Origin of the sequence: Mameliella sp. LZ-28, from assembly GCF_012274245.1 — a bacterium.
GTDB classification, from domain to species: Bacteria; Pseudomonadota; Alphaproteobacteria; order Rhodobacterales; family Rhodobacteraceae; genus Antarctobacter; species Antarctobacter albus.
Map to the genome: position 1 here is coordinate 91,405 of NZ_JAANYX010000033.1, position 26,362 is coordinate 117,766.

The following is a 26,362-nucleotide window of genomic DNA, read 5'->3' on the forward strand; positions in this document are numbered from 1 at the left end:
GTCTTTTTCGTGATGGCCTGTTATGCGGCCTTCCTGCGCGCGGTGAATGTCGGCGGCACCGGCAAGCTGCCGATGGCGGACCTGCGTGCCATGATCGAAGGGATCGGCGGCACCGATCCGCAAACCTGGCTCGCCAGCGGCAACGCGGTCTTTGCCCATGACGCCCCGGCGGCAGAGGTCAAGGCGCGGCTGGCGGCGGTACTGGAGACCTACGCCGGCAAGCCGGTCGGCGTCATGATCCGCGACCTACCCCAGCTTGACGCGGTCCTCTCGGCCCTGCCCTTTGCCGGTGCCGAGCCGAAACAGCTGGGCCTTCTGCTGAGCGACGATCCGGTGCCGCAGGACGCCGCCGCCAAGGCAAAGGGGCTGACGACCGAAGAGATCATCCCCGGTCCCGGCGTGCTCTATATCCATTATCCGCAGGGCATGGGCCGGTCGAAACTGGACCATCCGGCGATGCGGGCGGGAACGATGCGCAACCTCAACACGGTGCAAAAACTGCGCACGATGCTGGCAGAACACCCGGGGGCGAAAAAAGGATAACCCCACGGCGCGCGGCCCGATGCCCCGAACAGGCGCCCGCCCCGGCGCGGGCACCCGGATGACGATTTCCCACGAGACAGGCGGAACCGGGAAACTGTCCCGGTTCCGCAGGTGACCCATAAGGATCATGTGCTTGCCTTGTGGCGCTCGCCCCCTCATTTGGGACAAAATTCCTGTTTCCCGACTTCCTGCACCCCGGAGGCTGCCATGTATGAATCGCTGGGTTTCGACACTCTCACCGCACCGCAGGCCGCGGTCTGGTTCGCGCTGATCCTCGGCGCCGCATTTGGCCTCCTGGCCGAACGGACGCGGTTCTGCTTTCGCCGTGGCCTTGTCGGCGAGGACCGGCGCGCCGCGCTTGGCGTCTGGCTGACCGCGCTGGCCTTTGCGCTGGTGGGCACCCAGGCCGCCGTGGCGATGGACTGGATCAGCTTCGGCGACCACCGCTTCATGGCGAGCGACCTGCCGGTGGCGGCCATCCTCGTCGGTGGTCTGCTCTTCGGCGCGGGCATGGTGCTGACGCGCGGCTGCGTCTCGCGGCTGACGGTCCTGACCGCCTCGGGCAACCTGCGCGCGCTGACCGTGCTGGCGGTTTTCGCCGTGGTCGCCCATGCCACGCTCAAGGGCGTTATGGCCCCGGTGCGCACGACCCTGGCCCAGACCACCCTGCCCCTGGGCGAGACCACCAGCCTTGCCGCCCTGCCCGGTGGCGCCGCGCTCTGGACCGCGCTGCTGGCCGCCGCGGCACTGGCCTACGGGCTGCGCTCGGGCAACCGCTGGCAGGCGCTGGTGGGCGGTGCGCTCATCGGCCTGCTGGTGCCGCTGGGCTGGGTCGGTACGGGTTTCATCCTCTATGACGATTTCGACCCCATCGCGATGCAGAGCCTCGCCTTCACCTCCACCTGGTCGGACACGCTGTTCTGGACCGTCGCCTCGACCTCGATCCCGGCGGGCTTCGGCGTGGGCCTGATCGGCGGCGTCTTCCTGGGCGCCTTCGTCTCGGCCCTGGCGGCACGCCGCTTCCAGTGGCAGAGCTTTTCCTCCCCGGCAGAGACCGGCCGCTACCTGGCCGGTGCCTCGCTGATGGGGGTGGGCGGTGTCCTGGCCGGCGGCTGCACCGTGGGCGCGGGCCTCTCGGGCGTGCCGACCCTCTCAGTCGCCGCATTGGCTGCCCTGGGCGCAATCACAGTGGGCGGGCTGGTGACCAATGCCCTGCTCTCCGCCGCCCCGCGCGGCGCGCTGCAACCGGCGGAATAACCCTTCATTGACCCAAACCGAACGGCTCCGGAGACTTCCGGGGCCGTTCTGGTTTGTGCCAGCAGCCACATGGACAGGGGCTCAGCCTGTTCCCTGGTGACTCCGGAAGCGGACCAACAGGCGCAGCCTGTCCCAAGGGTCGGCGGGCGGGCGCCTTTGCGGCAAAGCCGCAAACAGTCCCGTCCCGGCGGCCCGCCTACAGATCCGGCCCGCCATCCTCCATGTGATGCCGGATGCGGCGGATCATCAGCCAGACCACCGCCACCACCGGCAGCGTCAGGATCGCGGTCATCATGCCCTTGCTGATCCCCAGCAAGTCCGCCACCGGGTACATCAGGTATCCCGCCAAAGAGACCGCGTAGTAACTGATCGCCACCACCGACAGCCCCTCGACCGTCTTCTGCAATTGCAGCTGCAGCTCGGCGCGCTTGTCCATGCTTTCCAGCAGTTGCTGGTTCTGCGCCGAACGTCCCACCTCGACCCGGGTGCGCAGCAGGTCGGCGGCGCGGGTGGCCCGGTTGGTCATGCTTTCCAACCGGCGCTCGGCGCTTTTCACCGTGCGCATGGCCGGGTCATAGCGGCGCATCATGAACTCGGAAAAGGTCTGCCGGCCCTGGAACCGTTCCTCGCGCAGCACCTCGATCCTCTGGCCCACGATGGCCTCGTAGGCGCCGGTCGCGCCCAGCCGGAAGGACATGCGCGCCGACAGGCTTTCCAGCTGGGCCGATACCTTGAGCAGCGCCTTGAGCGTGCCTTCCTCCTGGCCGTCCTCGTCGGTCATGATCTGCATCAGCCGGGTCAGCTCGGTGTCGATCTCGCCCAGCCGGGGCGAGATCTCGCGGACGCGGGTAAAGCCCAGCATCGACATGGCCTTGTAGGTCTCGATCTCGCAGAGCCGTTGCACGATGCGCCCCACCCGGCGCTGGCCGATGCCCTCGCGGACGAAGATGGCAAAGCGCTGGTGCCCCGCCGGATCGATTCGGAAATCACCCGCAATCACCGCGTCGCCGTCGATCACCTCGCTGACCGCCACGCTTTCGGGCACCAGCCAGTCGTGCAACTGGCGGCTGATGGCGGTGTCGTCGGCGGGGCGTTCGTCGATGCGCAGCATGGCAGATGTCACACGCACGCCCGGCGCGCGGGCCAGCCAGTCCGGCGGGAAGACATCGAAATCCGCCGGATCGAAGGCGCGATCGCCCAGCCCCGGCATGAAGACCGTGTAGGTCACGAATTCCGTATGCTGTTCCCATTTCAGCATGAATTGCCCGATCCGGCCCTGGTAATGCGTGGCGCCGGGCTGGGGATGCGGGGTCTCGTGCCGGTCGAGCAGGTCGATCAGATGCGCCAGGTCCGCGCCCCGGTCCCGGGCGGCGGCGTCCTTGGGCTGCTTGATCGCCAGGTAGATCGCCCGGCACGGCGCCGTGAGCGAGGGAAAAGGGCGCGCGTGCAACTCGTTGGCCAGCTTGAAGCGCAGCGGATGGTCCTGGATGGGCGGCATGGGGTGGACTCCGGTTATCGGGCGCAACATGAATTGCTGCAGGTGCAAAGTAAAGAGGATAAACGGCGCCTTTTCAGTGCCTTATATGAATGCGACCGTATACATTTCCGTTGCGGCAAGCGGGTCGTGCCATAGACACGGCCTCTCATGACCCCGATCCCCCTGGCAGCGTGTAGCGGGTCAGGCTCTGGTAGGCCTTGCGCGGGCCGGAGACACGCCAGCGCAGCGACCAGCGCGGCCAGTCCGAGAAATCATAGTGCCCATCGTATTGATCCGGCGGACACCAATGCGCGACCGCGCCACCCTGGGCCGGCACCTGGTGGAACAGGCGGCCATCCTCGAAGTAGACGGTCAGGTCGGCGTCCCAGCGATAGCTGCGCTCTGCCACGAAGGGCCCCTGCCCGCCCAGCCAGACCTGCCCGCGTTCACAATAGATCGCACCGGTGCCATCGGCCTGCCAGCGGGCCGTGCCCTCGAACCGGCCCCGGGCGCCATCGTCCTGCCGGATCTGCCGGCTGACCTGCCAGTCGCCGAGGAATGCCCCGAGGTCCCGCGCCACCACCGTGCCTGATTGCCCTGTCATCTTGCCGTCCCCGCCGGATTCCAGAGTGCTAACACGCGGCACCGCCCCGGGGAAAGCCACAGCCGCCCTGTTCCCTATCGTCGCGGCGCGCCCGCCCCCCTATTGCCGATACATTCCCGGCGGCGTATGGCACCCCAACGTCGCAGCCCCAGCCGAGAGGTCCGCCATGATCCCCCGCTATTCCCGTCCCGAGATGGTCGCCATCTGGAGCCCCGAAACCAAGTTCCGCATCTGGTACGAGATCGAGGCCCATGCCTGCGACGCACAGGCCAACCTGGGCGTGATCCCGAAAGAAAACGCCGAGGCCGTCTGGAAGGCCAAGGATGTCACGTTCGACATCGACCGCATCGACGAGATCGAGCGCGAGACCAAGCATGACGTCATCGCCTTCCTGACCCACCTGGCCGAGCACGTGGGCAGCGACGAGGCGCGCTTCGTCCACCAGGGCATGACCTCGTCGGACGTGCTGGACACCTGTTTCAACGTGCAGCTGGTGCGCGCCAGCGACATCCTGATCAAGGATCTCGAAGGCCTGCTGGCGGCGCTGAAGAAACGCGCCTACGAGCACAAGGACACGGTGCGCATCGGGCGGTCGCACGGCATCCACGCCGAACCGACGACGATGGGCCTGACCTTTGCCCGCTTCTACGCCGAGATGGACCGCAACCTGAGCCGGATGCGCGACGCGCGGGCCGAGATCGCCACCGGTGCCATCTCCGGCGCCGTCGGCACCTTTGCCAACATCGACCCGGCGGTCGAAGAGCACGTCTGCGACCAGATGGGCCTGGTCCCCGAGCCGATCAGCACCCAGGTCATTCCGCGCGACCGCCACGCGGCCTTTTTCGCCACGCTGGGCGTGATCGCCAGCAGCATCGAGAACGTCGCCATCGAGATCCGCCACATGCAGCGGACCGAGGTGCTGGAGGCGGCCGAGTTCTTCTCGATGGGGCAAAAGGGCTCGTCCGCGATGCCGCACAAGAAGAATCCGGTGCTGACCGAGAACCTGACCGGCCTTGCCCGGCTGGTGCGCATGGCGGTGATCCCTGCGATGGAGAACGTGGCGCTCTGGCACGAGCGCGACATCTCGCATTCGTCGGTGGAGCGGAACATCGGCCCCGACACCACGATCACGCTGGATTTCGCCCTGCACCGCCTGACCGGTGTCATCGACAAGCTGCTGGTCTACCCGCGGAACATGCTGGACAACATGAACAAGTTCCCCGGCCTCGTCATGTCGCAGCGGGTGCTTCTGGCGCTGACCCAGGCCGGTGTCAGCCGCGAGGACGCCTATCGCCTTGTGCAGCGCAACGCGATGAAGGTCTGGGATCACCGGACCGACTTCCGCGAGGAGTTGCTGGCCGACGAAGAGGTGCGCGCCGCGCTCTCCGAGGAAGAGATCAACGAGAAATTCGACCTTGGCTATCACACCAAGCATGTCGACACGATCTTTGAAAGGGTGTTCGGCGACCCTACCTGAGGGGTATGGAACACCAAGAGCATACCCCTGCGCATCACGGGGATGCGCAGGACGACACGCATGACACCCACGCCACATGGCCCGCCGCCTTCTGGGCGACGGTCCATTGTGCCACCGGCTGCGTCAGCGGCGAAGTTCTGGGGCTGATGATCGGTGTGTCGCTGGGGCTGGGTCCCTGGCCGATCATCGCCCTGACCACCTCCCTGGCGCTGCTCTTTGGCCTGACATTGGCCTCTGTCCCGCTGGCGCGGCGACTGGGGGTCGGACTGGGAGCCGCGCTTGGCATGGTCTGGCTGGGCGAGACGGTCTCGATCCTGACGATGGAAACGGTGATGAACGCCGTCGACTATCTCATGGGCGGCATGACCTCCGGCACGGTCTGGAGCACGGCCTTCTGGCTGTCGATGGCCATTGCCATCCCAATAGGCTTTGTGGCCACGCTTCCGGTCAACTATGTCATGATCGGCCGCGGGATCGCGAAACACGATCACTGAGCGCGCCGAAACCGGGCAGGTTTTCGGGATGTTGCGCGGGCATGGCCCCGCAGGGCAAGTTTGTTTTTGCCAGCCGCCCCTTGCGTGCTACCCTTTCGGATACACGCATACAGGAGGACCATGAAGATGAAGCTGAAGATGATCTTCGCCGCGACGGCCCTTATCGTGGCACCGGCGCTTTCGATGGCTTGCCCGGCCCATACCAAGCAGGCCATGAGCTGTGCCGACGGCATGACCTACGACCAGGAAAGCCACAGCTGCGTGGTGATCGCCAGCTGACGGCCAGAGGCGCCACAGGGTGCCGGACAGGACTTTCGCGGGCGGCCCATCGGGCTGCCCGTTTCGTTTCGCCCCCTCGGTTCTGCCCTGCCGCGTCTTTATGATCCCTTAACGGGCCCGGAAATTTACCAACAAGTGCAGGTGTTTCCCGGGGCGGTTTCCGGCATCGGGCTTAACGGGCCGGAAACCTTGTGGCGTTACCCCTTGGCCAAAGCCCAACAACATGGTCGGAAAGAACCGGATGTCCGCACTCGCTGCCCTGCCTGCCCCATCCGCCCCCGGTGGCAAGCCCCGTCTCAGCCGCAAGGCCAAGGCCGCCATCATCGTGCAATTCCTGCTGAACGAAGGCGCGGATGTGCCTCTGGCCGCACTGCCGGACGAATACCAGGCCGAATTGACGATGCTCCTGGGCAACATGCGCTACGTCGACCGCGAGACGCTGAACGCCGTGGTCGAAGAGTTCTCGAACGAGCTCGAATCGGTTGGCCTGGCCTTTCCGGGCGACATGGCCGGTGCGCTGAACGCGCTGGATGGCAAGATCAACCCGCATACCGCCATGCGTCTGCGCAAGGAGGCAGGGGTGCGCCAGACCGGCGATCCCTGGGCACGGATCAACGCGCTGGACGTGGACCAGATCAAGACTCTGGTGATGTCTGAAAGCATCGAAATCGCCGCCGTCATGATGTCCAAGATCGCCGTCGGCAAGGCAGCGCAGGTGCTGGCGAAACTGCCCGGTGACAAGGCGCGGCGGATCTCCTACGCGGTGTCGATGACCACGGGCGTGACACCCGACGCGGTGGACCGGATCGGCCTCAGCCTGGCGGCGCAGATCGACGCCGAACCGCCCAAGGCCTTCAAGGCCCGGCCCGACGAACGGCTGGGCGCGATCCTTAACTATTCCAACACCGCCGTGCGCGAGGAATTGCTGCAGAACCTCGAACAGGAGGACGCGGCCTTTGCCGAGGCGGTGCGCAAGGCGATCTTTACCTTTGCCAACATCCCGGAGCGGCTGAACCCGATGGACGTGCCCAAGATCACCCGCGACGTGCCGCCGGACACGATGGCGCTGGCGCTGGCCGCCGCGAACCAGGGCACCCCCGAAGAGATGAAGGCGGTCGAATTCCTCTATGCCAACATGTCCAAGCGCCTGGGCGAGAACCTGCGCGAAGAGGCCTCTGGCCTGGGCGAGGTCAAGGCCAAGGTCGGCGAAAAGGCGATGGCGGCGGTGGTCAGCGCGATCCGCGACCTGGTCTCGGTGGGCGAGATCGAGCTTGTGACCCCCGACGAAGAGTGATGCCCCCGCCCCTTGCCGCCCGGCATCGCCCTGCATAGAACGGGGGCGATCTGTACGAGGGGGCCCCGGTGAGCGGCAAGGACACGGCAAACACGCGGAAGGCGGGCAAACCCGAGGCGAAACCAGAGGTCGCGCGCGGCACCTGGCAGGACCGCCTGTCCGACATCGGGTTGAACCTCTTTGTCGGCGCTCTGCGCCTGTTGCCGGTGCGGCAGCGGCTGAACCTGGCCAGCTGGATCGTGCGCCGCGCAGTGGCCCCGGCGCTGGGATATTACGACCGGGTCGAGGCCAATATCGACCACGTATGGCCCGGAACGCCGCCCGAGGAAAAGCGCCGCATCGCCGATGCGGCGATCGACAACCTCGCCCGCGCCTTCATCGAGAATTACGACCCGGCCGAGATGCTGCAACGGGGCGCCGCCTACCCGGTGGGCGGCCCCGGCCTGGCCGCCTTCGAACAGGCGCGGGCCGAGGGGCGGTCGGTCCTGCTGCTTTCGGGGCACTACGGCAACCCGATCTGTGCCCGCTGCGCGCTGGTGGCGCGCGGCTACGAGGTGGGCGGGCTGTTGCGGGCCATGTCGAACCCCTATTCCAACGCACGCTACGTCCAGAATTATCGCGACGTGGCAGAGCCGGTTTTCGTGCAGGGGCCCGGCGGGTTGAAGGCATTGTTGCGCCATGTGCGCGGCGGCGGCGTGCTGGCGATGGTCTTTGACGTCTTCGACGGCTCCGGCGTGCCCATCGACTTCCTCGGCCAACCGGCGCCAACCGTGACATCCCCGGCGGATATCGCGCTCAAGACCGGGGCGCTGCTGATCCCCTATTTCGGCATCCGCCGCGCCGATCGCTACGGCTTTGACACCATCCTCGAAGAGCCGATCGAACATGGTGATCCGGTCGAGATGATGCGCGAGGCGACACGGCGGCTGGAGGCACGGATCAAGGACGATCCGGGGCAATGGATGTGGACCCACCGGCGCTGGAAACCCAAGCGCCAGATGAAACGTCAGCGCAAGCGAGCCGCCGCCACGATGTGACCATCTTTCGGGTCCTGCACCAGCACGACCACGGGCGTATCAGCGCCGACGGTCACGCGCCCTTCGTAGGGCCCCTGCCCGTCCCAACGGCCCACCACGTCCCAGCGGCGGGCGATGTTGGTATAGGTCAGCGTATGGCCCGCGTTCTCGCCCCGGGTGATGGTGATTTCCTTGGCCGGATCATAGCGCACGACGTGCACGTCACAGGGCCGCATCGCTTGCAGCGCCTCGGCGTGAATGACGATGGCATCGCCGTCACGGGTGACCGTGAGGCGCGCATGGGCCGGCTGTTCGGCATGTTTGCGGATCAGCTTGGACAGTTTCATCGGGCGTGAGCCGACAACATCGTCCTGGCCGTTGACGACCATCTGCGGGGTATAGATCATCTTCCAGCCGCCGGTCCGGGCATAGGCCTTTTGCCGCTGGGTAAAGGCGTGCTGCGCAAAGGCATCCTTCCAGCCGATGTAGTCCCAGTAGTCGACATGCAGCGCCAGCGGGATCACGTCGTCGCGGTCGCTCAGCTCGGCCAGGATGGCGTCCGCCGGGGGACAGGAGGAACAGCCCTGCGAGGTGAAAAGCTCGACCACGACCGGATTGTCCTGGGCGCTGACCGCCCCTGCCAGCGCGATCCAGCCCGCCGCCACCATACCTGCAAACCTGTGCATGAATGCCTTGCCCTTGTCTCGTTCCCCCGTCCGGGTCTACCCAAGCGCGTTCTCGAACGCCAATCAAGGTTTTGGGAGATTGCGTGACAGGTTTTGCCCCGATCGCGCACAGCGCGTCCGCGAACCCGGGGCGATGAGGAGGCAGGCAGTGTGCCGGTTTGCACGGCGGCAAGAGCGAGCGGCACCGGTTCCACCACCCTGCCGGGCAAAATTGTGTGCAACGGTATACAAAAACGACGCACCCCCCTTGATTGAGTCCCCCGCTTTCGGCAAGAGGGGCGCAAGGAACATTCTCGTCACCCCATCGGAGGCATTGCCCATGACCATCACCGTAGGCCATGACAGCGCGGGCACGCGCAAGACGCTCGAAGCCGGCGGCAAGACCGTCGCCTATTACTCGATCCCGGCGGCCGAGGCCGCGGGCCTTGGCGATTTCTCGAAACTGCCCGCCGCGCTGAAGGTGGTGCTGGAGAACATGCTGCGGTTCGAGGACGGCAAGACCGTCACCCAGGACGACATCAAGGCGTTCAGCGACTGGGCCGCGAACGGCGGCAAGGGCGACCGTGAACTGGCCTACCGCCCGGCGCGCGTTCTGATGCAGGACTTTACCGGCGTTCCCGCCGTGGTCGACCTGGCCGCCATGCGTGACGGCATCAAGGCCCTCGGCGGCGACGCGCAGAAGATCAACCCGCTGAACCCCGTCGACCTGGTCATCGACCACTCGGTCATGATCGACGAATTCGGCAACCCGCGCGCCTTCCAGATGAACGTGGACCGCGAGTACGAGCGCAACATGGAGCGTTACACGTTCCTGAAATGGGGCCAGACCGCGTTCAACAACTTCCGCGTCGTTCCCCCGGGCACCGGCATCTGCCACCAGGTGAACCTGGAATACCTCAGCCAGACCGTCTGGACCGACGAGGACCAGAACGGCGAAACCGTGGCCTACCCCGACACGCTGGTCGGCACCGACAGCCACACCACGATGGTCAACGGCGCCGCCGTTCTGGGCTGGGGCGTGGGCGGCATCGAGGCCGAGGCCGCGATGCTGGGTCAGCCGATTTCCATGCTGATCCCCGAGGTCGTCGGCTTCAAGCTGACCGGCGCGATGTTGGAAGGCACCACCGGCACCGACCTCGTCCTGAAGGTCGTGGAAATGCTGCGCGCCAAGGGCGTGGTCGGCAAGTTCGTGGAATTCTACGGCGAAGGCCTGGACAAGCTGCCGTTGGCGGACCGTGCCACCATCGCCAACATGGCGCCCGAGTACGGCGCAACCTGCGGCTTCTTCCCGATCGACGGCGAAACCCTGCGCTACCTGCGCAACACCGGCCGCGACGAGGACCGCATCGCGCTGGTCGAGGCCTATGCCAAGGCGAACGGCATGTGGCGCGACGCGGATTACGCGCCGGTCTACACCGACACGCTGGAACTGGACATGGGCACCATCGTGCCGGCCATCTCCGGCCCCAAGCGTCCGCAGGACTACGTTGCCCTGACCGCAGCCGCGCCGGCCTTTGAAAAGGTCGTGGCAGATTTCCGCGGCATCGACATCTCGGGCGACGCCAAAGACATGGCCGCCGAAGGCCCCGCCGCGACCAAGCCGGTCAACATCCACAAGACCGCCAAGGTCGAGGGTGAGGACTATGAGCTGCGCGACGGGTCGGTCGTGATCGCCTCGATCACCTCCTGCACCAACACCTCGAACCCCTATGTGATGATCGGCGCAGGCCTCGTGGCCCGCAAGGCCGCGGCCCTTGGCCTGACCCGCAAGCCCTGGGTCAAGACCTCGCTGGCGCCCGGCTCGCAGGTCGTCTCGGCCTACCTGGAGGCTGCAGGCCTGCAGGAGGACCTGGACAAGGTCGGCTTCAACCTCGTCGGTTATGGCTGCACCACCTGCATCGGCAACTCCGGCCCGCTGCAGCCGGAAATCTCGAAGGCGATCAACGAGAATGACCTGATCGCGACTTCGGTCCTGTCGGGCAACCGCAACTTCGAGGGCCGGATTTCGCCCGACGTGCGCGCCAACTACCTCGCGTCGCCGCCGCTAGTCGTAGTCTACGCGCTGGCCGGTGACATGAACATCGACATCACCAGTGAACCGATCGGCCAGACGCCGGACGGCAAGGACGTCTACCTGAAAGACATCTGGCCGACCACGCAGGAAGTGGCCGAACTGGTCGAGCAGACCGTGACCCGCGAGGCGTTCCAGTCCAAATACGCCGATGTCTTCAAGGGGGACGAGAAGTGGCAGGGCGTCGAGGTTCCGCAGCAGGAAACCTATGACTGGCCGGCAACCTCGACCTACATCCAGAACCCGCCCTACTTCCAGGGAATGGGCAAGGAGAAGGGCGCAATCACCAACATCGAGGGCGCGCGCGTCCTGGCCTTGCTGGGTGACATGATCACCACCGACCACATCTCTCCGGCGGGGTCGTTCAAGGACACTACCCCCGCCGGTCAGTACCTGGTCGAGCGCCAGGTTCCGGTGCGCGAGTTCAACTCGTACGGGTCGCGTCGCGGCAACCACGAGGTGATGATGCGTGGCACCTTCGCCAACATCCGCATCAAGAACGAGATGCTGGACGGCGTCGAGGGCGGCTATACCAAGGGCCCCGACGGCAACCAGACCTCGATCTACGATGCCGCGATGGCCTACAAGGACGCCGGCACCCCGCTGGTGATCTTCGGCGGCGAACAGTACGGCGCCGGCTCGTCGCGTGACTGGGCGGCCAAGGGCACGGCGCTCCTGGGCGTGAAGGCGGTGATCGCCGAGAGCTTCGAGCGCATCCACCGCTCGAACCTGGTCGGCATGGGCGTCATCCCCTTCGAGTTCACCGGCGGCGACACCCGCAAATCTCTGGGCCTGAAGGGCGACGAGAGCATTTCGATCTCGGGCCTCGACACCGTGCAGCCGCTGCAGGAAGTGCCCTGCACCATCACCTACGCGGATGGGTCGACTAAGGAGATCACGCTGAAATGCCGGATCGATACCGCCATCGAGGTGGAATACATCGAACACGGCGGCGTGCTGCACTACGTGCTGCGCAACCTCGCACAGGCGCCGGTGGCGGCGGAGTAACGCCCCCTCCGGTCCACATCTAACCACCTCATGAAAGGCCCCCGAAGTTTGATACGGGGGCCTTTTTCTATGCGCAGACGATCATGCCACGGCCACCTCTGCAGCAAGGTGTCCCGCCACCGCTCCAAGCTTGGCGGGACACCGTTGGGATGCCCCACTTGGACGTGTCTTTTCGGGCGAATGGACCACCTGGCTTTGCCCATGACTCAGCATCGTCAGTTGCATAAGTCACACCTCTCCGCAGATATTTGGTCAGCCGGTCGACATTGGCCGATCAGCTTTGCAAGCATTCCATTTCAACCGGTCTGCGCGCAACTATTGCGATGACCCCAGGCAAAAAAAGGTGCCACATGGCAACTTACGAGATTTCAGGCTACGCGTCTTACCAGGTGAATACCACGAACACCGTCACGTTCTTCGAGGGGACCACGGTGCAAAACTTCACCTTCGACGACGGGAATGGTGCGGGCGACATGGTCTTTTCGGAGAACGAAATCGTCGCCACGGTCGCGGGCGAGCAACTGCCCTATTTGGGCACCATAAACGTGGACATGGTCGGAGGCGGCACGATGGAACTGGCCCTGGTACAAGGTGCGGCCAGTTTCACGGATCCGAACATCATTCAGGTGCTGATCGTTGTTCCGGACTACCTCTCTGTCTCGGACTTCAATTTCCCGCAACCGATTGTCTACGCCTCGCGCTCCACGGACGATTTTCCCACCTGCTTTGCCGAGGGCACGCTGATCGCCACCCCTGACGGAGAAACCGCGGTAGAAGCGCTGCGCGCCGGCGACCTTGTGACCACGGCAGAGGGCCGCGCGGTGCCGGTCAAGTGGATCGGACGACAGACCCGTTTGCCGTTCTTCTCGGGTGCGGCCGCCGCACCTGTGCGCATCAAGGCCGGCGCTTTGGGCAACGGACTGCCGCATCACGACCTGACCGTGACGGCAGACCACGGCATGATCCTTGATCGTCTGGTGATCAACGCCTCAGCGCTGGTAAATGGATCAAGCATCGATTTTGTCCCGATGGCCGAGCTACCGGAGACATTCACCGTCTACCACGTTGAAACCGAAGACCACGACGTGATCCTCGCCAATGGCGCGCCGTCCGAGACCTTCATTGACTACCGTGACCGCCGCGCCTTCGACAATTTCGACGAATACCTGGACCTCTATGGTTGTGAGCGGATCATCCCCGAGATGCACCGCCCGCGCATTTCCTGCGCGCGGTTGCTCCCGGAGGACATCCGGCGCCAACTCGGGATAGACCACGCGGCCGGGCTTGCGGCTACTGCACGCAGTGCCTGACCGGGTCGGACTGTTCACTAGTATGCAAGCCCGTTCTTTGATAACCGTCGTTATGTGATCAGTGTTGAAGGCGCGTCGCGATGATGGTGCGCCCCGTTGATGAAGGAAAGCAAACGCGATGCCGTTTACCGCAACCTATTCCCAATACCTATATATCGGCGCTTCTGCCCCGAATGCGTCGACCACCTATACAAACGATGCCCCTACCGTCACCTCGTCCACCTTGTCCGATACCGAGGATGGAACCGACGATGGCGATATCGCGCCGGGGCAATTGATTGACTGGTCGGCCTCGGGCGGCGATGTGCAGGTTGTCGGAACCACCGCCAGCGGTGACCCGGTGGTCCTCGCCGTTGGTGCCGGGTCTTACTTTGTTCTCAGCAATTCCCCTTTTCCGCCTGGCGGCACGCCGATGGGCTTTACCGCCGGCACCTACACGATGTGTTTCGCGGCCGGAACCGGGATTGCCGTGCCCGGCGGCGAGGTCCCGGTTGAAGCACTGTCAATCGGCGACCTGATCCTGACGGCCGAAGGCGCGGCGGTCCCGGTCAAATGGATTGGCCGCCAAACGAAGCACAGCCTGTTTTCCGGCGCAATGAGTAAATTGGTCCGTATCCGTGCGGGCGCCCTGGGCGATGGCCTGCCCCATGCCGACCTCACGGTCACTGGCGATCACGGCATGGTGCTGGACGGGCTTGTCATCAACGCCTCGGCGCTGGTGAACCATGACAGCATCGACTGGGTGCCTTCTTCCGAACTCCCGGAGACATTCACCGTCTACCACGTCGAAACCGAAGACCACGACGTGATCCTCGCCAATGGCGCGCCGTCCGAGACCTTCATCGACTACCGCGACCGCCGCGCCTTCGACAATTTCGGCGAATACCTCGACCTCTACGGCTGCGAACGGATCATCCCCGAGATGGCCCACCCCCGCATTTCCAGCGCGCGGCAACTGCCGGCGGAGCTCCGCGCGCGTCTTGCGCTCGAGCTGTCCCCCTGCAAGGGCGCGATTTGCGCCTGAGTTGCAGCCGGATCGAAGCGCGAAATCCGGGGCCCCTATCGGGGGCCCTTCCCGATTGTCCCCATATTTGTGCCGTATTCCGCTTTCACCCTGACGTGCATATGAGTTTGTGATTCCCAGGAGACCCGGATTGGAACTTTCCACGCAACAGCAAATGCTGGTCGAACAGAAGTTGACCAACGAAAAGAAGTCCTCGACCACGGCCTATCTGCTGTGGTTCTTCCTCAGCGGGTTTTCGGCCCACAGGTTTTACCTGGGCCGCGTCGGCACCGCCATCGCCCAGTTGATCCTGCTCTGGGGCGGTGTTCTGCTGGCCTATTTCATCATCGGTATCCCGATGCTGCTGGCCTTCGTGATCTGGTGGATCGTCGACGCCTTCCGCATCGGCCCGATCATCGCGCAGGACGCCGCAGCCAAACGTGCGCGGATCGCAAGCGAGGTCGCCCTGACGACTCGGGCCGACTGACCCCACCCGTGACCGGGGCGCCGCCGGCCTTTCGCGGCGCGCCCCCCTTGATTGCGACCGGGAACAATGCCTAACCTGCGGCCAATCGCCCGCATGTTACTTTTGGTTCCAGAGGATTATCCCCCGTGTCGCAGAGCTTTACCCATATCTATTCCGTCGGCGGGACCGATGGAAACGGCGATTACCTGTTGCAGGGGCCGAACGCGATCTCCTCGGTGGTGAGCGACGGCGCCGATGGCAACAATGACAGCAGCACCGCCGTTGGCGACGACGTCACATGGACCGTGTCCAGCGTGTTGACCAGCGGCGCCTATGAGCTGGTCGGATTGACCGCCGACGGCGACCCGGTCCTGTTCGACGGTTCCGCGGCCTATGTCGCCTCGAACAACCCCAGCCTGGGGCCGGGCGTGGTGACGGCCTCTTCGGACACGACCTATACCTATTGCTTTGCAGCCGGCACCCGCATCGCCACCCCGGAAGGAGAGGTCGCGGTCGAAACGCTGGCCATCGGCGCCCCCGTGCTGACGGCGGCGGGTGCGGCTGTCCCGATCCGTTGGATCGGTCGGCAAAGCCTGCGCGCCACGGCGGCGCGCCTGGTCTGCATTCGTGCCGGCGCCCTGGGGCCCGGCCTGCCCCACAGTGACCTGACGGTGACCGCCGATGATGGCATGGTGCTGAATGGCCGGGTCATCAATGCCGGGGTCCTGGTGAACGGGGACACGATCCAGCGTCTGCCCGTCGCAGACCTGTCCGCACGCCTGACCGTCTACCATGTCGAGACCGAGGCCCATGACGTGATCCTGGCCAATGGCGCCCCCTCCGAGACCTTCATCGACTATCGTGACCGGCGGGGCTTTGACAACTTCGACGAATACCTGGACCTCTACGGGGTCGAGCGGATCGTCCCCGAGATGCCTCACCCGCGGATCTCCTCGGCCCGGATGATCCCCGCAGAGCTGCAGCGGCAGTTGGGCCTGCGGGTCATGGACCACCGTCTGAGCGCCTGACAAGGATCGCTGCCCGGCCGGAAAACCGTTTTCCAGTTGGGGTTTGCCGCTGCACCAATGGCGGCCTGCCCCTTGTTCCCTCAGACGCGGACACCGGCCTGCCGAGAGCAAACTTGCCCGGATCGCCTTTTCCGGGCAAACTCCGGTTCAATTAAGATGCAATTTCACGTCAACTTTTGTCAGCCCCCGCTGACACCGGAGCTTGGAGGGATCAATGCCAACAGCCTATGGAACCGAAGGCTATGTCATTCTCAGCGGGGTTTCCTTCACGGGAACCGAAGGCGCACCGGGGTCGACGTTGAACTGGACCGGGCTGACCGGCCAGAGCGACATCAACCTGTCGATCACCGACCAGGATGACAACGGTTCGGTCAATGTCGGGATGCCGTCCAACTCGTTTACCCCGGATTACTTCGGCAACTTCGCCCTTGGCCTCATCTACTCGGGATACACGATCTCCTCGGGCGGAACGGAATATGGCGTCTTCACCGATGGGACGAATTACTATGTCCCCCTCGACGAAGACGGCACGACGCAGACCACAATCCCCACCTCCGGCAGTTCGAACGCCCAGCAGGACAGCGCCAGCGCCTTCCTGTGTTTTGCACCCGGCAGCATGATCGCGACGCCGGACGGCAATCGCGCGGTCGAGACCTTGGGGATCGGTGACACCATCCTGACGCAGGACGGTCGCCCTGTGCCGGTCCGGTGGATCGGGAGACAGGCCGTTTCGGTGGCAACCGCTGGCGCACGGATGCAACCTGTCCGCCTGCGCGCAGGGTGCCTGGGAGGCGGGCTGCCGGAACAAGACCTGACCGTCACCGCCGACCACGGCATGGTGATCGACGGGCTGGTCGTCAACGCCTCGGCGCTGGTAAACGGGTCGACGATCGACTGGCTCCCTGCCTCGGAACTGCCGGAACAACTGACCGTCTACCATGTCGAGACAGAGGCCCATGACGTGATCCTGGCCAATGGCGCGCCCACGGAGACCTTTATCGACTATCGTGACCGCCAGTCCTTCGACAACTACGGCGAATACCTGGACCTCTACGGCTGTGAGCGGATCATCCCCGAGATGCCTCGCCCACGGATCTCGTCCCGCCGTCAGTTGCCCACCGCGATCCGCGAACGGCTTGACCAGGGCATTGCGGCGCAAAGGGATGACAGAGAAACACGGCGCGCCTGACAGAACTGTGCGATTGGCGGTAGGGCCTGCCAATGTCCCCCGAACCTTGGGTAACGAGAGGACGTAAAGGTCATGGGAACCTTCCAGTTTCAAAGCTCGGGGTTTTACGCGGGCACCTCCGGGACCGTCACCTTGGGCGGATCGGGCACGGAACCCAGCCTGCTGGAAGTGGTCGAGCTGGAGGTCGATGACAGCTTTGAGACCGGGGATACGCTGATCTACCGGGTCAATGGCGTCAACAACAGCAATTGCACCTATCTTGGCAATGTCGACGTGGCCAAGGCCGGGGGCGGCACGGTGAACCTGCCGGTCTTTGCGCTGAGCAACGGGTTCAGTTTCATTCCGATTCCGCTGACCGACAATATCGCCGACTACACCTTTCCCAGCCCGCTAAACCTCGACACGCTGGATACCAGCGACTACCCCGACTGTTTCGCGCCCGGCACCATGATCACTACCACAGACGGCCCCGTCGCGGTCGAGACCCTGCAGATCGGCGCCCGTTTGCCGACCGCCACGGGCGGGGTCGCGCGGGTGCACTGGATCGGTCGGCAAAGGCTGGCCGCCCCTCACAGGGGGCAGTGGCTGGTGCGCATTGGTGCAGGCGCCCTTGGCGCCGGGCTGCCTTTGGCGGACCTCACCGTGACAGCCGACCACGGCATGATGATCGACGGGCTGATCATCAATGCCTCGGCGCTGGTGAACGGGGGAACGATCGACTGGGTGCCGTTGCGGGACCTGCCGGACAGCCTGACCGTCTACCATGTCGAGACGGAGGCCCATGAGGCGATCCTGGCCAACGGCGCGCCCTCGGAGAGCTACATCAACTACCGTGACCGGCAGCGGTTCGACAATTTCGACGAATACCTGGCGCTCTATGGCTGCGAACGGATCATCCCCGAGATGCCTGCGCCTCGGATCTCTAGCGGACGCCACCTGCCAGCGGACATCGCGTCACGCCTGGGCCTCCGGAGACAGACCCGCTTTGCAGGAGATCTGCCAGCCTCGGCACGTTGTCGCTAATGAGCCCAAGTCAGGCATGGCGACTGGCTCAGCGCAAGTGGCTCAGCGCAAGACCCACACTTCGATTGGCAAGTAATCGTCCCCTTGGCAGGATGATGTGGCGGGCGCCCGTTCTTGACGCGGTCGATGATGTCCCTCGTCGAGACGTCTGTCCGAAGGGGCACCCTGGGCTGTTCTTGTAGGCGTTGGCTCATGAGCCGGTATCTAAACCGACCTATCCGTCTGAAATTTCCTCTCCCCGCCTGAAACTGGGGCTCGCACCGCGAATGCGGCCAGGATGCTATGCCTTTTTTTCATTGATCCCCTTCACAAGAAGCCACGTATACCCGATAAGATTCAAAAAATCAAATACAATCCCTGATTGCCACTAGGTTTTCAACGATCAAGGTCACGCTCCGGCACAGCCAACAAGGCGTGAGATGTGCCCACCTTAGACGGCGTGTCAGATTTCCACATACTCCAACTGAAGCAAAAAATTTATGAATATTTTGCAACATTAAACATCAATAGACCCAACTGCCTCTTTAGTGAACACAGACCTTAGTACCAATAAACTATCAAACTAAGATACACCTATAAGATTGACCGCGTGAAGACCACTGGGTAATTCTTCTTATGCGGGAGCGAATCTTTGCCACTCCGAAGGTGCCAGCACAATCTTCGGGATGTGTATCGGCGTGTCTGCGGGACAGGTCTCTTCGGGGCCCTGCGCTTTCTGGTGTGACGTATAGGAGAATTTCATGTCCACAATCGACCTTAACAACGTGCACGAGTATACGGGCGCCGTAGCTCTTTCCGTCGGCGGCGTCCTGGACGTCGGTCTGCTGCCTTACGGTCCTGAACTGGGCACGGCCACATTCGTCGACGATGACGACACATTCGAAACCGCCGATACCGCCACGTTCAATGGCAGCGGCTTTTCCTACATCGGTCAAGGCACCGCAGCGACAATCGGCATTGGCGGTATCGAGCTCGACTCGAAACCCGTGGTGGCCTTCTCGCAGGGTGGGACGACATACCTTTGGTACCCCGAAGGCGAGCCGCTCGCGGGGATTCTGACCTCGACCATCAACCTGACCAGCGACGCACCTTACGCCTACTGCTTTGCAGAAGGCACCCTGATCGACACCGCACAGGGTGAGCGCCCGGTCGAGGAACTGGCCATCGGCGACACGATCCGGACGGCAGACGGATCCGAAACGACGGTCAAGTGGGTGGGCGTCCAGACCCTGAGCAGCCTCTTCAGCGAAACCGGCAAGCAGATGGTGCGCATCACCGCGGGCGCGCTTGGCGACGGTCTGCCCCACAGCGACCTGACTGTCACCGCGGATCACGGCATGATCCTGGACGGGCTGGTCGTGAATGCATCGGCCCTGGTCAACGGTTCGACCATCGACTTCGTGTCGGCCACGGAACTGGGTGGCCGTTTCAAGGTCTACCATGTCGAGACCGAGAGCCATGAAGAGATCATCGCCAACGGCGCGGCGGCGGAAACCTTCGTCGATTACGCAGCGCGCAAGAACTTCGACAACTACGACGACTATGTGGCGCTTTACGATGGTGTGGAACGCCTGATCCCGGAAATGACGAAGCCGCGCGTTTCGTCAAGCCGCATGCTGCCTGCACACCTGCGCGCGCAACTGGGCATGACTACCCCCGTCCCCCAGTTCCGCAAGAGCGCCTGATCCCCAGAACGCCCTAGTCTTCCGAGGCGCGTTTCGTACAACAGGCACTCTGGACGGGCCCTGCGATTTTCGCAGGGCCCGCTTCTCTTTCATCGTAGCCGAATGCCAGAACCTGCAACTGGCCCGATGCTCCGGCAGGTGCGCCCCCCCGGGAGATAGGCCAAAGGATGCTCATTTCCCGGACATGGTTGCAGGTTTCCGCGCAAATCACGCGCACTGGCGGATTTCCTGACCTGCGCGGCGTCCAATTCCCCCTGTAAATCAGCCTCGAGATCCCATGTCTTGGACAGAAAGACAAAAGAGGCAGACCCATGAAAACCCTGACCATTCTTCAGGCCGCGGCCTTGCTGATGCTGGCAGTGATCGGCGCCTATGCCGGGCAGGACGCCGCCGCACAGCCCTGCGCCGCCCCCCAGCAACTCACCGCACCGGCAGAGGCCTGCGATCTCTGACCGACAGGCCCCTTTCACCGGTTTGACGGCCCCGTTCAGCCCGCGTCGGGCAGCGGCGGCAGGCTGCGCAGGTAGAGGATGATGGCCGAGAGGTCATCCCCCGTCATCTGCGACAGGTATCCGTAGGGCATCGGCGGCATCATCGGGCTGCCGTCGGGCCGCATCCCCTTCGTGATCATGTCAGCCAGTTCGGCGTCGGTATATCCCGCCAGACCATCCTCGTGCGAGGTCAGGTTGGCGGCGACAGACGTCCCCCAGGGGCCGTGGAACTCGAACCCACCGGCGCCCAGGCGGCTGTCCAGCATCGGCCCCTTCTCTCCCATCGGGGTATGGCATTCCATGCAATGCGCCACTGGCCCGGCCAGGTAGGCGCCGTATTCGACGCTCACCGCCTGCTCGGGATGCGGCACGCTGTCGATGGGCGGGCCATAGGCTGGCGGCAGCGGGATGTTGTAAGTGCTTTTGCCCGGGTCGTTCTCGACCGCGGGCAAGGTGCGCAGATACATGACAATGCTCATCACGTCGTCATCCGACAGGCCGCGGTACATGGGGAATGGCATCGGCGGACCGATGATCGTGCCGTCGGGGCGCAGTCCTTCGCGGATGGCTCGTGCCAGTTCAGCATCGGACCAGCCCGCAACAGCCCCGGCGGGCGTGATGTTGGGGGCAATGGCGGTAAAGGCAGGGTTCTTGTCCACCAGCCGTCCGGCTAGGTTCTGGTCCATTACCGGACCCTGCGGCCCCATCGGTGTATGGCAATTGCCGCAGCCCGCCGGTCCTTCGACCAGGTAGCGTCCGCGGTCAAGGCTCGGTTCCGCATACGCCGTGGCGCCGGCCATCGCCAGCCCCAGGCATAGCCCTGTCAGTCGTGGAAACATGTCCCTCTCCCTGAAAAATCGCTTCTTTTTGTAGACATTCGACTCGCACGCAGGGGCGAGTGTAGCGCCTTCCAAAGAAGTTCCTCAGGGAAATCTTTCAGCGGCCCAGAGCCTCGTTCAGTTCGGGCAGGAACCGCTGTTCGTAATCCGACCCCACCAGGGGGCCGACGAACTTGAACAGGACGGTGCCCTCGCCGTCCAGGATAAAGGTCTCCGGTGGGCCGGTCACGCCCCAGTCGATCGCCGTGCGCCCGGCAGGATCGAAGGCCACCGCCATGAAGGGATTGCCATCGTCGGCCAGGTACTTGGTGGCATTGCCCGCCTGGTCCTTGATGTTGACGCCGACAAGGCGGATGCCCTCCTCGCGCATTTGCAGCAGGACAGGGTGTTCGGCGCGGCAAGGCGGGCACCAACTGGCCCAGAAGTTGACCACCGTCACCTCTCCGCCGGCCAGCATCTCTGGCGTGATGGCCGCATAGCCCGGCAGTGCGGCCTCGGTCATCGCCGGGGCAGGTTTGCCCTCGAACATGGATTCCAGCTTGTCCGGGTCCTCGCGCCCAAGGCCGAAGTAGAACAGCGCGCCAAGTGCCGCAAAGATCAGCGGCGGCGCCACCATGAGGGGAGAAACCTTAGCCATTCTTCTTCTGACGCTCCTCGATGCGCTGCAACTCGGCCTTGATCCGGCGGGACCGCAGGACGCTGACCACGATCAATAGGACAATCAGGACCAGCGAGACCGCGTAAGAGGACAGCACCGTGCCCGCGTATTTGCCCAGTTCCGGCATCATGCGCTGCGCTCCCGTGCCAGCAGAGCGCGCGACCGGCGTGCCCGGATTTCCGTCTGCGTCCGCAGCAGGACCAGCGCCAGGAACAGCAGGACGAACCCGATCCCGGAGACCAGCAGCGGCATGAAATAGACGTTCGAGACCTTCTCGGTGGTGTCCACCCCGGTCACCGCCCCCGCGCGCAGCACCGACGATCCCTGGTGCAACCCCTGGTTCCAGAACTGCACGGCATAGCGGCTGAGCAACGCAAAGACCGATCCGACAAGGCAGAGGATCGAGGTCAGGTCGGCGGCGGTATCGTCATCCTCGATCGCCTCCCAGAGCGCCATGTACCCCAGGTAGAAGAGGAACAGGATCAAAAAGACCGTCAGGCGCGGGTCCCAGGCCCACCAGGTGCCCCACATGGGCTGGCCCCAGATCGCGCCGGTGACAAGCCCGATCACCGTCATTGTGGCGCCGATGGGCGCGGCGGCACGGGCGGCCAGCGCGCTGACATGATGGCGCCGCACGATCCAGATCAGCGAGGCGATCAGCATCATCAGCCAGGCGTTGATCGCCATCATCGCCGCCGGCACATGCAGGTAGATGATCTTGACGGTCGAGCCTTGCCGGAAATCCTCGGGCGTGAAGAAGAAGCCCCAGACCAGCCCGGTGACCAAACAGATCACCGCAGCCACCGTCACCCAGGGCAAGAGCACATCCGCGGTGCGGATGAACTTGACCGGATTGGCATATTCCCAGATCGACATGGTCCTTGGCCTCCCTTTCGCAGGGTTACAGCGCAAATATCGTGCGGGCGCAATACGTCACGGGCGCGCGCTCACCGGAGGTTGATCCGCAGGACCGCCGCGCTGGCAAAGGGCAAGAGCGCCGCCACCCCGAAACTGATCCCCGCCAACATCAAGAGAGGCGTCTGCACCGCCAACCCCTCGGCTCCGCGCCGCGCGACCTCGGCGCCGAAGATCAGCGTGGGGACATAAAGCGGCAGCACCAGCAACGACATCAGCAGGCCGCCGCGCTTCAGCCCCACGGTCAGCGCCGCGCCGAAGGTGCCGATCACCGACAGCGCGGGCGTCCCCAGCGCGAGGCTGACGAACAGCCACAGGTATCCCGGCCCGGCCAGGTTCAGCAGCACCCCCAGCACCGGCGCCGCCAGCACCAGCGGCAAGCCGGTGGTGATCCAATGCGCCAGCGCCTTGACGCTGACGATGCCCTCCATCGGCAGGGGCGCGGTCGCCAGCAGGTCAAGCGAGCCGTCCTCCCAATCCAGCGCAAAGATCCGATCAAGCGAGAGCAGGCAGGCCAGCAGCGCGCCGATCCAGAGGATGCCCGGCGCGATCCGGGTCAAAAGGTCGGTCTGCGGGCCGACCCCAAAGGGCACCAGCACCGTCACGATCAGGAAGAAGGCCAGGCCAAGGCCGAACCCACCGCCGGCGCGCACCGCCAGCCGCAGATCCCGTGTCAAAAGCGCGATCACAGAAAGGCCTCGTCCCGAAGCGCCCCGCGCGGTGTCGCGCGATAGGGCGTCACGTCGAAATCATCCGCCTCCGGAATGCCAAGGTCGATATGGGTGGCCATCAGCGCCGATCCCCCCTGCCCCAGATGCGCGCGCACCGCCTCGGCAAAGAGCGCAACAGAGGCAGTGTCTAGCGAGACGGTCGGTTCGTCCAGCACCCAGACGGGGCGCCCCGTCACCATCAGCCGCGCCAGTCCCAGCCGGCGTTTCTGCCCGGCAGACAGCGTCCCTGCCAGCCGCTCCTCCAGCGAGTCGAGATTGAAGGCGGACAGCGCCGATCCAATCCCCTCGGTGCCAAAGACCCGCGCCCAGAACTGCAGGTTCTCCGCCACGCTGAGCATGGATTTCAACCCGTCCGCGTGCCCGGCATAAGCGATGCGTTCACCGGCGCCACTGACCTCTCCGGCCATCGCGGGCTGCAATCCCGCCACGGTGCGCAAGAGCGTGGTCTTGCCCGCGCCATTGGGGCCGCGCAGCACCAGCGCCCGGCCCGGCGCCAGCGCAAAGCTCACCCCGTCCAGTACCGGCACGCCGCCCCGGGCCACCGTCAGATCGCTTGCCGTCAGTTCCATGTCTTCGCTTACCGCAGCGACCGCGCGGGAAAAAGCCCCAAGCGCCCGCCGCGACGCGATGCCCCCGGCTGCGCGGAACCGCTGCTTCTTTGGTTTGAAAAATACCTCGGGGGTGAATGGTCCCGGACTTGATCCGGGATCAGAGGGGGCAGCGCCCCCTTTCGGCATTCGCCGCTCAGACCGGCAGTGCGGCCAGCGCCACGCGGCGGCCTTCGCTGAGCAGAACATTATAGGTGCGGCAGGCCGAGGGCGAGTTCATCGCCTCGACGCCAAGTCCCGCCTCTTCCAGCCGGTCACGCAGGTCCTTGGGCAGATGGGCGGTTTCGGCCCCCGTGCCGACAAAGATCACGTCGACGAAGCCGATCATGCTCAGCAGCGTCTCGTGATCCTCCAGCCCGCCCCAGTCGGCGCGGCCCCGGTCCCAGATCAGCAGCGCGCCCTCGTGAACCTCGCCGCCGACACGGAAAAAGCCGGGGCCATAGCCGTCGACCGGCAGCGCATCGGTGAATGTGATCTCGTTCAGTCGCATGGCTGCTACCTACTCCCAAATGGGCAGGCCGGACAAGGCCGCCAGTGCGATCAGGACATAGGCGATGCCGCGGTAGAAATGCTCCTGCTCCGGTCGGAACAGCCATCCCCCCACCATGTTGCCCGCCATGTTCGGCAGCGCCATGAGCAGCCCCAGAAGGGCAAAGCCTGGCTCCAGCCGCCCGAAGGCCCCCATGTAGCCCACCAGCAGCACGTCATAGGAGAGGAGAAACAGCAGGATCGTCGCGCGGATGATCCGGACCGGCAGCGGCCGCGACATGTAGAACAGGATCACCGGCGGCCCCGGCAGGCCGGCCACGCCGCCCAATGCGCCGGCCGCACCGCCGATCCCCGTCACCATACGCCGACTGACCGTGCCGCGATACCGCAGCCCAAGCGACAGGATGCCCAGCATCGCAAGTGCCAGCAGACCCACGGCAAGCTGAAACACCTCGGGCGGGATGCGGGTCAGCGCCCAAAGTCCCAGCGGCAGACACAAGATGCAGCCAAGCACCAACCGCCCCAGGTCGCCGCGATCAACGTCGCTCCAGGCGCGGCGCAGGATCGGCAAGGGACCGAACAGGTCCATCAGCGTCATCGTGAGGATTGCACCGAAGGGCGGCAGGACCTGGGCCGCAACCGGCAGAAAGACCAGCCCAGAGCCAAAGCCCGTAAAGCCACGCACCAACCCGGCGAAAAAAGCCGCCAGGACGATCCAGCCCGTCTCCATCGGAGACAGGCTGAACCAGGCATCAGGCATCGATGTCGCCGAACTGGTTGCCGGTGGTGTCCGTCGGCTTGGACCAGTCGCGTTTCACGCCAAGGCGCAGCAACATGACCGAGGCCACGAAGATCGAGGAATACGTGCCGACGATCACGCCCCAGGTCATCGCAAAGACAAAGCCCCGGATCACGTCGCCGCCCAGCACCAGCAGCGCGATCAGCGCAAGCAGGGTGGTGGCCGAGGTCATGAAGGTCCGGCTCAGCGTCTCGTTGATCGAGAGGTTCAGGACTTCCTTGAGGTCCTTGGACTTGTACTTGATCAGGTTCTCGCGCACGCGGTCAAAGACGACGACCGTGTCGTTCAGCGAATAGCCGACGATGGTCAGCAGCGCCGCGATGATCGCCAGGTCAAACCGGATCTGAAGTTCCGAGAAGATGCCGATTGTCAGGATCACGTCATGCACCAGCGCCACAACGGCGCCGAGGGCGAACTGCCATTCGAAGCGCAGCCAGATGTAGATCAGCACGGCGCCGATCGCCAGCGCCACGGCAATGGCCGCGGTCCGGATCAACTCTCCCGAGACCTTGGGCCCGACGGATTCGACCGAGACGAACTTGATGTCCGGTGAGATTTCCAGCAGCGCGGCCTCGGCGATTTCGATCACCTCGGTGCTCACCGCCTCCTCCCCGTCCTGCGCGCCGATACGGATCATGGCGACGTTCTGTTCGGGGCCAAAGTTCGGGTCGAAGACCTCGGAGATCACCACGTCGCCCAGTTCCAGCGCCGCCAGCGCATCGCGGTAGGCGCCCACGTCCACCGGCTGCGCGCTTTCGGTCCGGATCGTGGTGCCGCCGCGAAAGTCGATGCCGTAGTTCAGCCCGCGCAGCCCGAAGCTGCCAAGCGCCAGCAGGATCAGGACCGCCGAGATGCCCAGCCAGAGCACCGGCCGCGAAAAGAAATCGAAGTTGGTCTGTTGGGGTACCAGTCTCAGGCGCAT

At 64.6% G+C, this 26,362-nt stretch carries 28 protein-coding genes; 16 read left to right on the top strand and 12 right to left on the bottom strand.

Annotated elements, in window-relative coordinates:
• The first annotated feature begins 12 nt into the window (after positions 1–12).
• Both G9Q80_RS18390 and G9Q80_RS18395 read left to right on the top strand, forming a co-directional pair.
• Positions 13–543 carry a DUF1697 domain-containing protein gene (locus tag G9Q80_RS18390; RefSeq protein WP_088714092.1) on the top strand — a complete coding sequence of 177 codons (531 nt, stop codon included), beginning with the start codon at positions 13–15 and terminating at the stop codon, positions 541–543.
• Between the two features lie 207 nt (positions 544–750).
• Positions 751–1,800, top strand: a complete 1,050-nt coding sequence (locus G9Q80_RS18395) for a YeeE/YedE family protein (protein ID WP_088714093.1) — start codon at positions 751–753, stop codon at positions 1,798–1,800.
• 196 nt (positions 1,801–1,996) lie between these two features.
• Here G9Q80_RS18395 and G9Q80_RS18400 read toward each other — a convergent pair whose 3' ends face one another.
• On the bottom strand, positions 1,997–3,298 hold the full coding sequence (locus G9Q80_RS18400) for a DUF3422 family protein (RefSeq protein WP_043143289.1): 1,302 nt from the start codon (positions 3,296–3,298) through the stop codon (positions 1,997–1,999).
• A 145-nt stretch (positions 3,299–3,443) separates the two neighbouring features.
• Positions 3,444–3,881: a DUF6314 family protein gene (locus G9Q80_RS18405; protein ID WP_088714094.1), complete on the bottom strand. Its 438-nt coding sequence runs from the start codon at positions 3,879–3,881 to the stop codon at positions 3,444–3,446.
• A gap of 166 nt (positions 3,882–4,047) precedes the next feature.
• Between G9Q80_RS18405 and purB the strand changes: the two genes are divergently transcribed.
• The 5 genes from purB to G9Q80_RS18430 all read left to right on the top strand — a co-directional run bounded on the left by purB (position 4,048) and on the right by G9Q80_RS18430 (position 8,462).
• Positions 4,048–5,358 carry an adenylosuccinate lyase gene (purB, locus tag G9Q80_RS18410; RefSeq protein WP_088714095.1) on the top strand — a complete coding sequence of 437 codons (1,311 nt, stop codon included), beginning with the start codon at positions 4,048–4,050 and terminating at the stop codon, positions 5,356–5,358.
• 5 nt (positions 5,359–5,363) lie between these two features.
• Complete coding sequence (locus G9Q80_RS18415) at positions 5,364–5,852, top strand: DUF4396 domain-containing protein (RefSeq protein WP_088714096.1); 489 nt, start codon at positions 5,364–5,366, stop codon at positions 5,850–5,852.
• 126 nt (positions 5,853–5,978) lie between these two features.
• Positions 5,979–6,131: a hypothetical protein gene (locus G9Q80_RS18420; protein WP_157923531.1), complete on the top strand. Its 153-nt coding sequence runs from the start codon at positions 5,979–5,981 to the stop codon at positions 6,129–6,131.
• A gap of 241 nt (positions 6,132–6,372) precedes the next feature.
• Entirely contained in the window at positions 6,373–7,425 is a 1,053-nt protein-coding gene (locus tag G9Q80_RS18425) for a flagellar motor switch protein FliG (protein WP_043143730.1), read from the top strand.
• 68 nt (positions 7,426–7,493) lie between these two features.
• Positions 7,494–8,462, top strand: coding sequence for a lysophospholipid acyltransferase family protein (locus G9Q80_RS18430; RefSeq protein WP_088714097.1), 969 nt, complete (start codon positions 7,494–7,496; stop codon positions 8,460–8,462).
• Here G9Q80_RS18430 and G9Q80_RS18435 read toward each other — a convergent pair.
• Positions 8,432–9,127: a DUF1223 domain-containing protein gene (locus G9Q80_RS18435; protein ID WP_043143285.1), complete on the bottom strand. Its 696-nt coding sequence runs from the start codon at positions 9,125–9,127 to the stop codon at positions 8,432–8,434. The two genes, G9Q80_RS18430 and G9Q80_RS18435, sit on opposite strands and share 31 nt — an antisense overlap.
• 319 nt (positions 9,128–9,446) lie before the next feature.
• Between G9Q80_RS18435 and acnA the strand changes: the two genes are divergently transcribed.
• The 9 genes from acnA (at position 9,447) to G9Q80_RS18480 (ending at position 20,362) form a co-directional block, all read left to right on the top strand.
• Positions 9,447–12,206: an aconitate hydratase AcnA gene (gene acnA, locus G9Q80_RS18440; RefSeq protein WP_088714098.1), complete on the top strand. Its 2,760-nt coding sequence runs from the start codon at positions 9,447–9,449 to the stop codon at positions 12,204–12,206.
• 350 nt (positions 12,207–12,556) lie between these two features.
• On the top strand, positions 12,557–13,516 hold the full coding sequence (locus G9Q80_RS18445; RefSeq protein ID WP_232788140.1) for a Hint domain-containing protein: 960 nt from the start codon (positions 12,557–12,559) through the stop codon (positions 13,514–13,516).
• A gap of 118 nt (positions 13,517–13,634) precedes the next feature.
• The gene (locus tag G9Q80_RS18450) at positions 13,635–14,540 is read left to right on the top strand and encodes a Hint domain-containing protein (protein ID WP_088714099.1); all 906 of its coding nucleotides are present in this window, start codon (positions 13,635–13,637) and stop codon (positions 14,538–14,540) included.
• Between the two features lie 130 nt (positions 14,541–14,670).
• Positions 14,671–15,006, top strand: coding sequence for a TM2 domain-containing protein (locus G9Q80_RS18455; protein ID WP_198549952.1), 336 nt, complete (start codon positions 14,671–14,673; stop codon positions 15,004–15,006).
• 125 nt (positions 15,007–15,131) lie between these two features.
• Positions 15,132–16,013 carry a Hint domain-containing protein gene (locus G9Q80_RS18460; protein WP_168246567.1) on the top strand — a complete coding sequence of 294 codons (882 nt, stop codon included), beginning with the start codon at positions 15,132–15,134 and terminating at the stop codon, positions 16,011–16,013.
• Positions 16,014–16,227: 214 nt separating this feature from the next.
• Entirely contained in the window at positions 16,228–17,202 is a 975-nt protein-coding gene (locus tag G9Q80_RS18465) for a Hint domain-containing protein (protein ID WP_088714101.1), read from the top strand.
• A 72-nt stretch (positions 17,203–17,274) separates the two neighbouring features.
• A complete protein-coding gene (locus tag G9Q80_RS18470) occupies positions 17,275–18,225 on the top strand; it encodes a Hint domain-containing protein (RefSeq protein ID WP_088714102.1) in 951 nt (316 codons plus the stop codon).
• 740 nt (positions 18,226–18,965) lie between these two features.
• Positions 18,966–19,910, top strand: a complete 945-nt coding sequence (locus tag G9Q80_RS18475; RefSeq protein WP_168246568.1) for a Hint domain-containing protein — start codon at positions 18,966–18,968, stop codon at positions 19,908–19,910.
• A 311-nt stretch (positions 19,911–20,221) separates the two neighbouring features.
• The gene (locus G9Q80_RS18480) at positions 20,222–20,362 is read left to right on the top strand and encodes a hypothetical protein (protein ID WP_157903777.1); all 141 of its coding nucleotides are present in this window, start codon (positions 20,222–20,224) and stop codon (positions 20,360–20,362) included.
• 35 nt (positions 20,363–20,397) lie between these two features.
• On the opposite strand, the gene G9Q80_RS18485 is transcribed toward G9Q80_RS18480, so the two are convergent.
• The 9 genes from G9Q80_RS18485 to secF form a co-directional block, all read right to left on the bottom strand.
• The gene (locus tag G9Q80_RS18485) at positions 20,398–21,240 is read right to left on the bottom strand and encodes a cytochrome c (RefSeq protein WP_074620724.1); all 843 of its coding nucleotides are present in this window, start codon (positions 21,238–21,240) and stop codon (positions 20,398–20,400) included.
• A 97-nt stretch (positions 21,241–21,337) separates the two neighbouring features.
• On the bottom strand, positions 21,338–21,877 hold the full coding sequence (locus G9Q80_RS18490) for a DsbE family thiol:disulfide interchange protein (RefSeq protein ID WP_088714104.1): 540 nt from the start codon (positions 21,875–21,877) through the stop codon (positions 21,338–21,340).
• Complete coding sequence (ccmD, locus tag G9Q80_RS18495; RefSeq protein WP_172429616.1) at positions 21,870–22,028, bottom strand: heme exporter protein CcmD; 159 nt, start codon at positions 22,026–22,028, stop codon at positions 21,870–21,872. Before ccmD ends, G9Q80_RS18490 begins: the two co-directional genes overlap by 8 nt.
• Positions 22,025–22,774, bottom strand: coding sequence for a heme ABC transporter permease CcmC (ccmC, locus tag G9Q80_RS18500; protein WP_043143279.1), 750 nt, complete (start codon positions 22,772–22,774; stop codon positions 22,025–22,027). Before ccmC ends, ccmD begins: the two co-directional genes overlap by 4 nt.
• A 71-nt stretch (positions 22,775–22,845) precedes the next feature.
• Positions 22,846–23,502 carry a heme exporter protein CcmB gene (gene ccmB / locus G9Q80_RS18505; protein ID WP_088714105.1) on the bottom strand — a complete coding sequence of 219 codons (657 nt, stop codon included), beginning with the start codon at positions 23,500–23,502 and terminating at the stop codon, positions 22,846–22,848.
• Complete coding sequence (gene ccmA / locus G9Q80_RS18510; RefSeq protein WP_088714106.1) at positions 23,499–24,113, bottom strand: heme ABC exporter ATP-binding protein CcmA; 615 nt, start codon at positions 24,111–24,113, stop codon at positions 23,499–23,501. Before ccmA ends, ccmB begins: the two co-directional genes overlap by 4 nt.
• 175 nt (positions 24,114–24,288) lie before the next feature.
• Positions 24,289–24,642 carry an Mth938-like domain-containing protein gene (locus G9Q80_RS18515; RefSeq protein WP_043143273.1) on the bottom strand — a complete coding sequence of 118 codons (354 nt, stop codon included), beginning with the start codon at positions 24,640–24,642 and terminating at the stop codon, positions 24,289–24,291.
• A 9-nt stretch (positions 24,643–24,651) separates the two neighbouring features.
• Positions 24,652–25,401, bottom strand: a complete 750-nt coding sequence (locus tag G9Q80_RS18520) for a sulfite exporter TauE/SafE family protein (RefSeq protein ID WP_043143272.1) — start codon at positions 25,399–25,401, stop codon at positions 24,652–24,654.
• Positions 25,394–26,362, bottom strand: coding sequence for a protein translocase subunit SecF (gene secF, locus G9Q80_RS18525; RefSeq protein WP_043143270.1), 969 nt, complete (start codon positions 26,360–26,362; stop codon positions 25,394–25,396). The genes G9Q80_RS18520 and secF overlap by 8 nt, the downstream gene beginning before the upstream one ends.

What these genes read in the sequence shown, in the direction of transcription:
- G9Q80_RS18390 (WP_088714092.1), top strand. Translation starts at nt 13, where the DNA reads ATGGCCTGTTATGCGGCCTTCCTGCGCGCGGTGAATGTCGGCGGCACC.
- G9Q80_RS18395 (WP_088714093.1), top strand. Translation starts at nt 751, where the DNA reads ATGTATGAATCGCTGGGTTTCGACACTCTCACCGCACCGCAGGCCGCG.
- G9Q80_RS18400 (WP_043143289.1), bottom strand. Translation starts at nt 3,298, where the DNA reads ATGCCGCCCATCCAGGACCATCCGCTGCGCTTCAAGCTGGCCAACGAG.
- G9Q80_RS18405 (WP_088714094.1), bottom strand. Translation starts at nt 3,881, where the DNA reads ATGACAGGGCAATCAGGCACGGTGGTGGCGCGGGACCTCGGGGCATTC.
- purB (WP_088714095.1), top strand. Translation starts at nt 4,048, where the DNA reads ATGATCCCCCGCTATTCCCGTCCCGAGATGGTCGCCATCTGGAGCCCC.
- G9Q80_RS18415 (WP_088714096.1), top strand. Translation starts at nt 5,364, where the DNA reads ATGGAACACCAAGAGCATACCCCTGCGCATCACGGGGATGCGCAGGAC.
- G9Q80_RS18420 (WP_157923531.1), top strand. Translation starts at nt 5,979, where the DNA reads ATGAAGCTGAAGATGATCTTCGCCGCGACGGCCCTTATCGTGGCACCG.
- G9Q80_RS18425 (WP_043143730.1), top strand. Translation starts at nt 6,373, where the DNA reads ATGTCCGCACTCGCTGCCCTGCCTGCCCCATCCGCCCCCGGTGGCAAG.
- G9Q80_RS18435 (WP_043143285.1), bottom strand. Translation starts at nt 9,127, where the DNA reads ATGCACAGGTTTGCAGGTATGGTGGCGGCGGGCTGGATCGCGCTGGCA.
- acnA (WP_088714098.1), top strand. Translation starts at nt 9,447, where the DNA reads ATGACCATCACCGTAGGCCATGACAGCGCGGGCACGCGCAAGACGCTC.
- G9Q80_RS18445 (WP_232788140.1), top strand. Translation starts at nt 12,557, where the DNA reads ATGGCAACTTACGAGATTTCAGGCTACGCGTCTTACCAGGTGAATACC.
- G9Q80_RS18450 (WP_088714099.1), top strand. Translation starts at nt 13,635, where the DNA reads ATGCCGTTTACCGCAACCTATTCCCAATACCTATATATCGGCGCTTCT.
- G9Q80_RS18465 (WP_088714101.1), top strand. Translation starts at nt 16,228, where the DNA reads ATGCCAACAGCCTATGGAACCGAAGGCTATGTCATTCTCAGCGGGGTT.
- G9Q80_RS18470 (WP_088714102.1), top strand. Translation starts at nt 17,275, where the DNA reads ATGGGAACCTTCCAGTTTCAAAGCTCGGGGTTTTACGCGGGCACCTCC.
- G9Q80_RS18475 (WP_168246568.1), top strand. Translation starts at nt 18,966, where the DNA reads ATGTCCACAATCGACCTTAACAACGTGCACGAGTATACGGGCGCCGTA.
- G9Q80_RS18480 (WP_157903777.1), top strand. Translation starts at nt 20,222, where the DNA reads ATGAAAACCCTGACCATTCTTCAGGCCGCGGCCTTGCTGATGCTGGCA.
- G9Q80_RS18485 (WP_074620724.1), bottom strand. Translation starts at nt 21,240, where the DNA reads ATGTTTCCACGACTGACAGGGCTATGCCTGGGGCTGGCGATGGCCGGC.
- G9Q80_RS18490 (WP_088714104.1), bottom strand. Translation starts at nt 21,877, where the DNA reads ATGGCTAAGGTTTCTCCCCTCATGGTGGCGCCGCCGCTGATCTTTGCG.
- ccmD (WP_172429616.1), bottom strand. Translation starts at nt 22,028, where the DNA reads ATGATGCCGGAACTGGGCAAATACGCGGGCACGGTGCTGTCCTCTTAC.
- ccmC (WP_043143279.1), bottom strand. Translation starts at nt 22,774, where the DNA reads ATGTCGATCTGGGAATATGCCAATCCGGTCAAGTTCATCCGCACCGCG.
- ccmA (WP_088714106.1), bottom strand. Translation starts at nt 24,113, where the DNA reads ATGGAACTGACGGCAAGCGATCTGACGGTGGCCCGGGGCGGCGTGCCG.
- G9Q80_RS18515 (WP_043143273.1), bottom strand. Translation starts at nt 24,642, where the DNA reads ATGCGACTGAACGAGATCACATTCACCGATGCGCTGCCGGTCGACGGC.
- G9Q80_RS18520 (WP_043143272.1), bottom strand. Translation starts at nt 25,401, where the DNA reads ATGCCTGATGCCTGGTTCAGCCTGTCTCCGATGGAGACGGGCTGGATC.
- secF (WP_043143270.1), bottom strand. Translation starts at nt 26,362, where the DNA reads ATGCGCCTGAGACTGGTACCCCAACAGACCAACTTCGATTTCTTTTCG.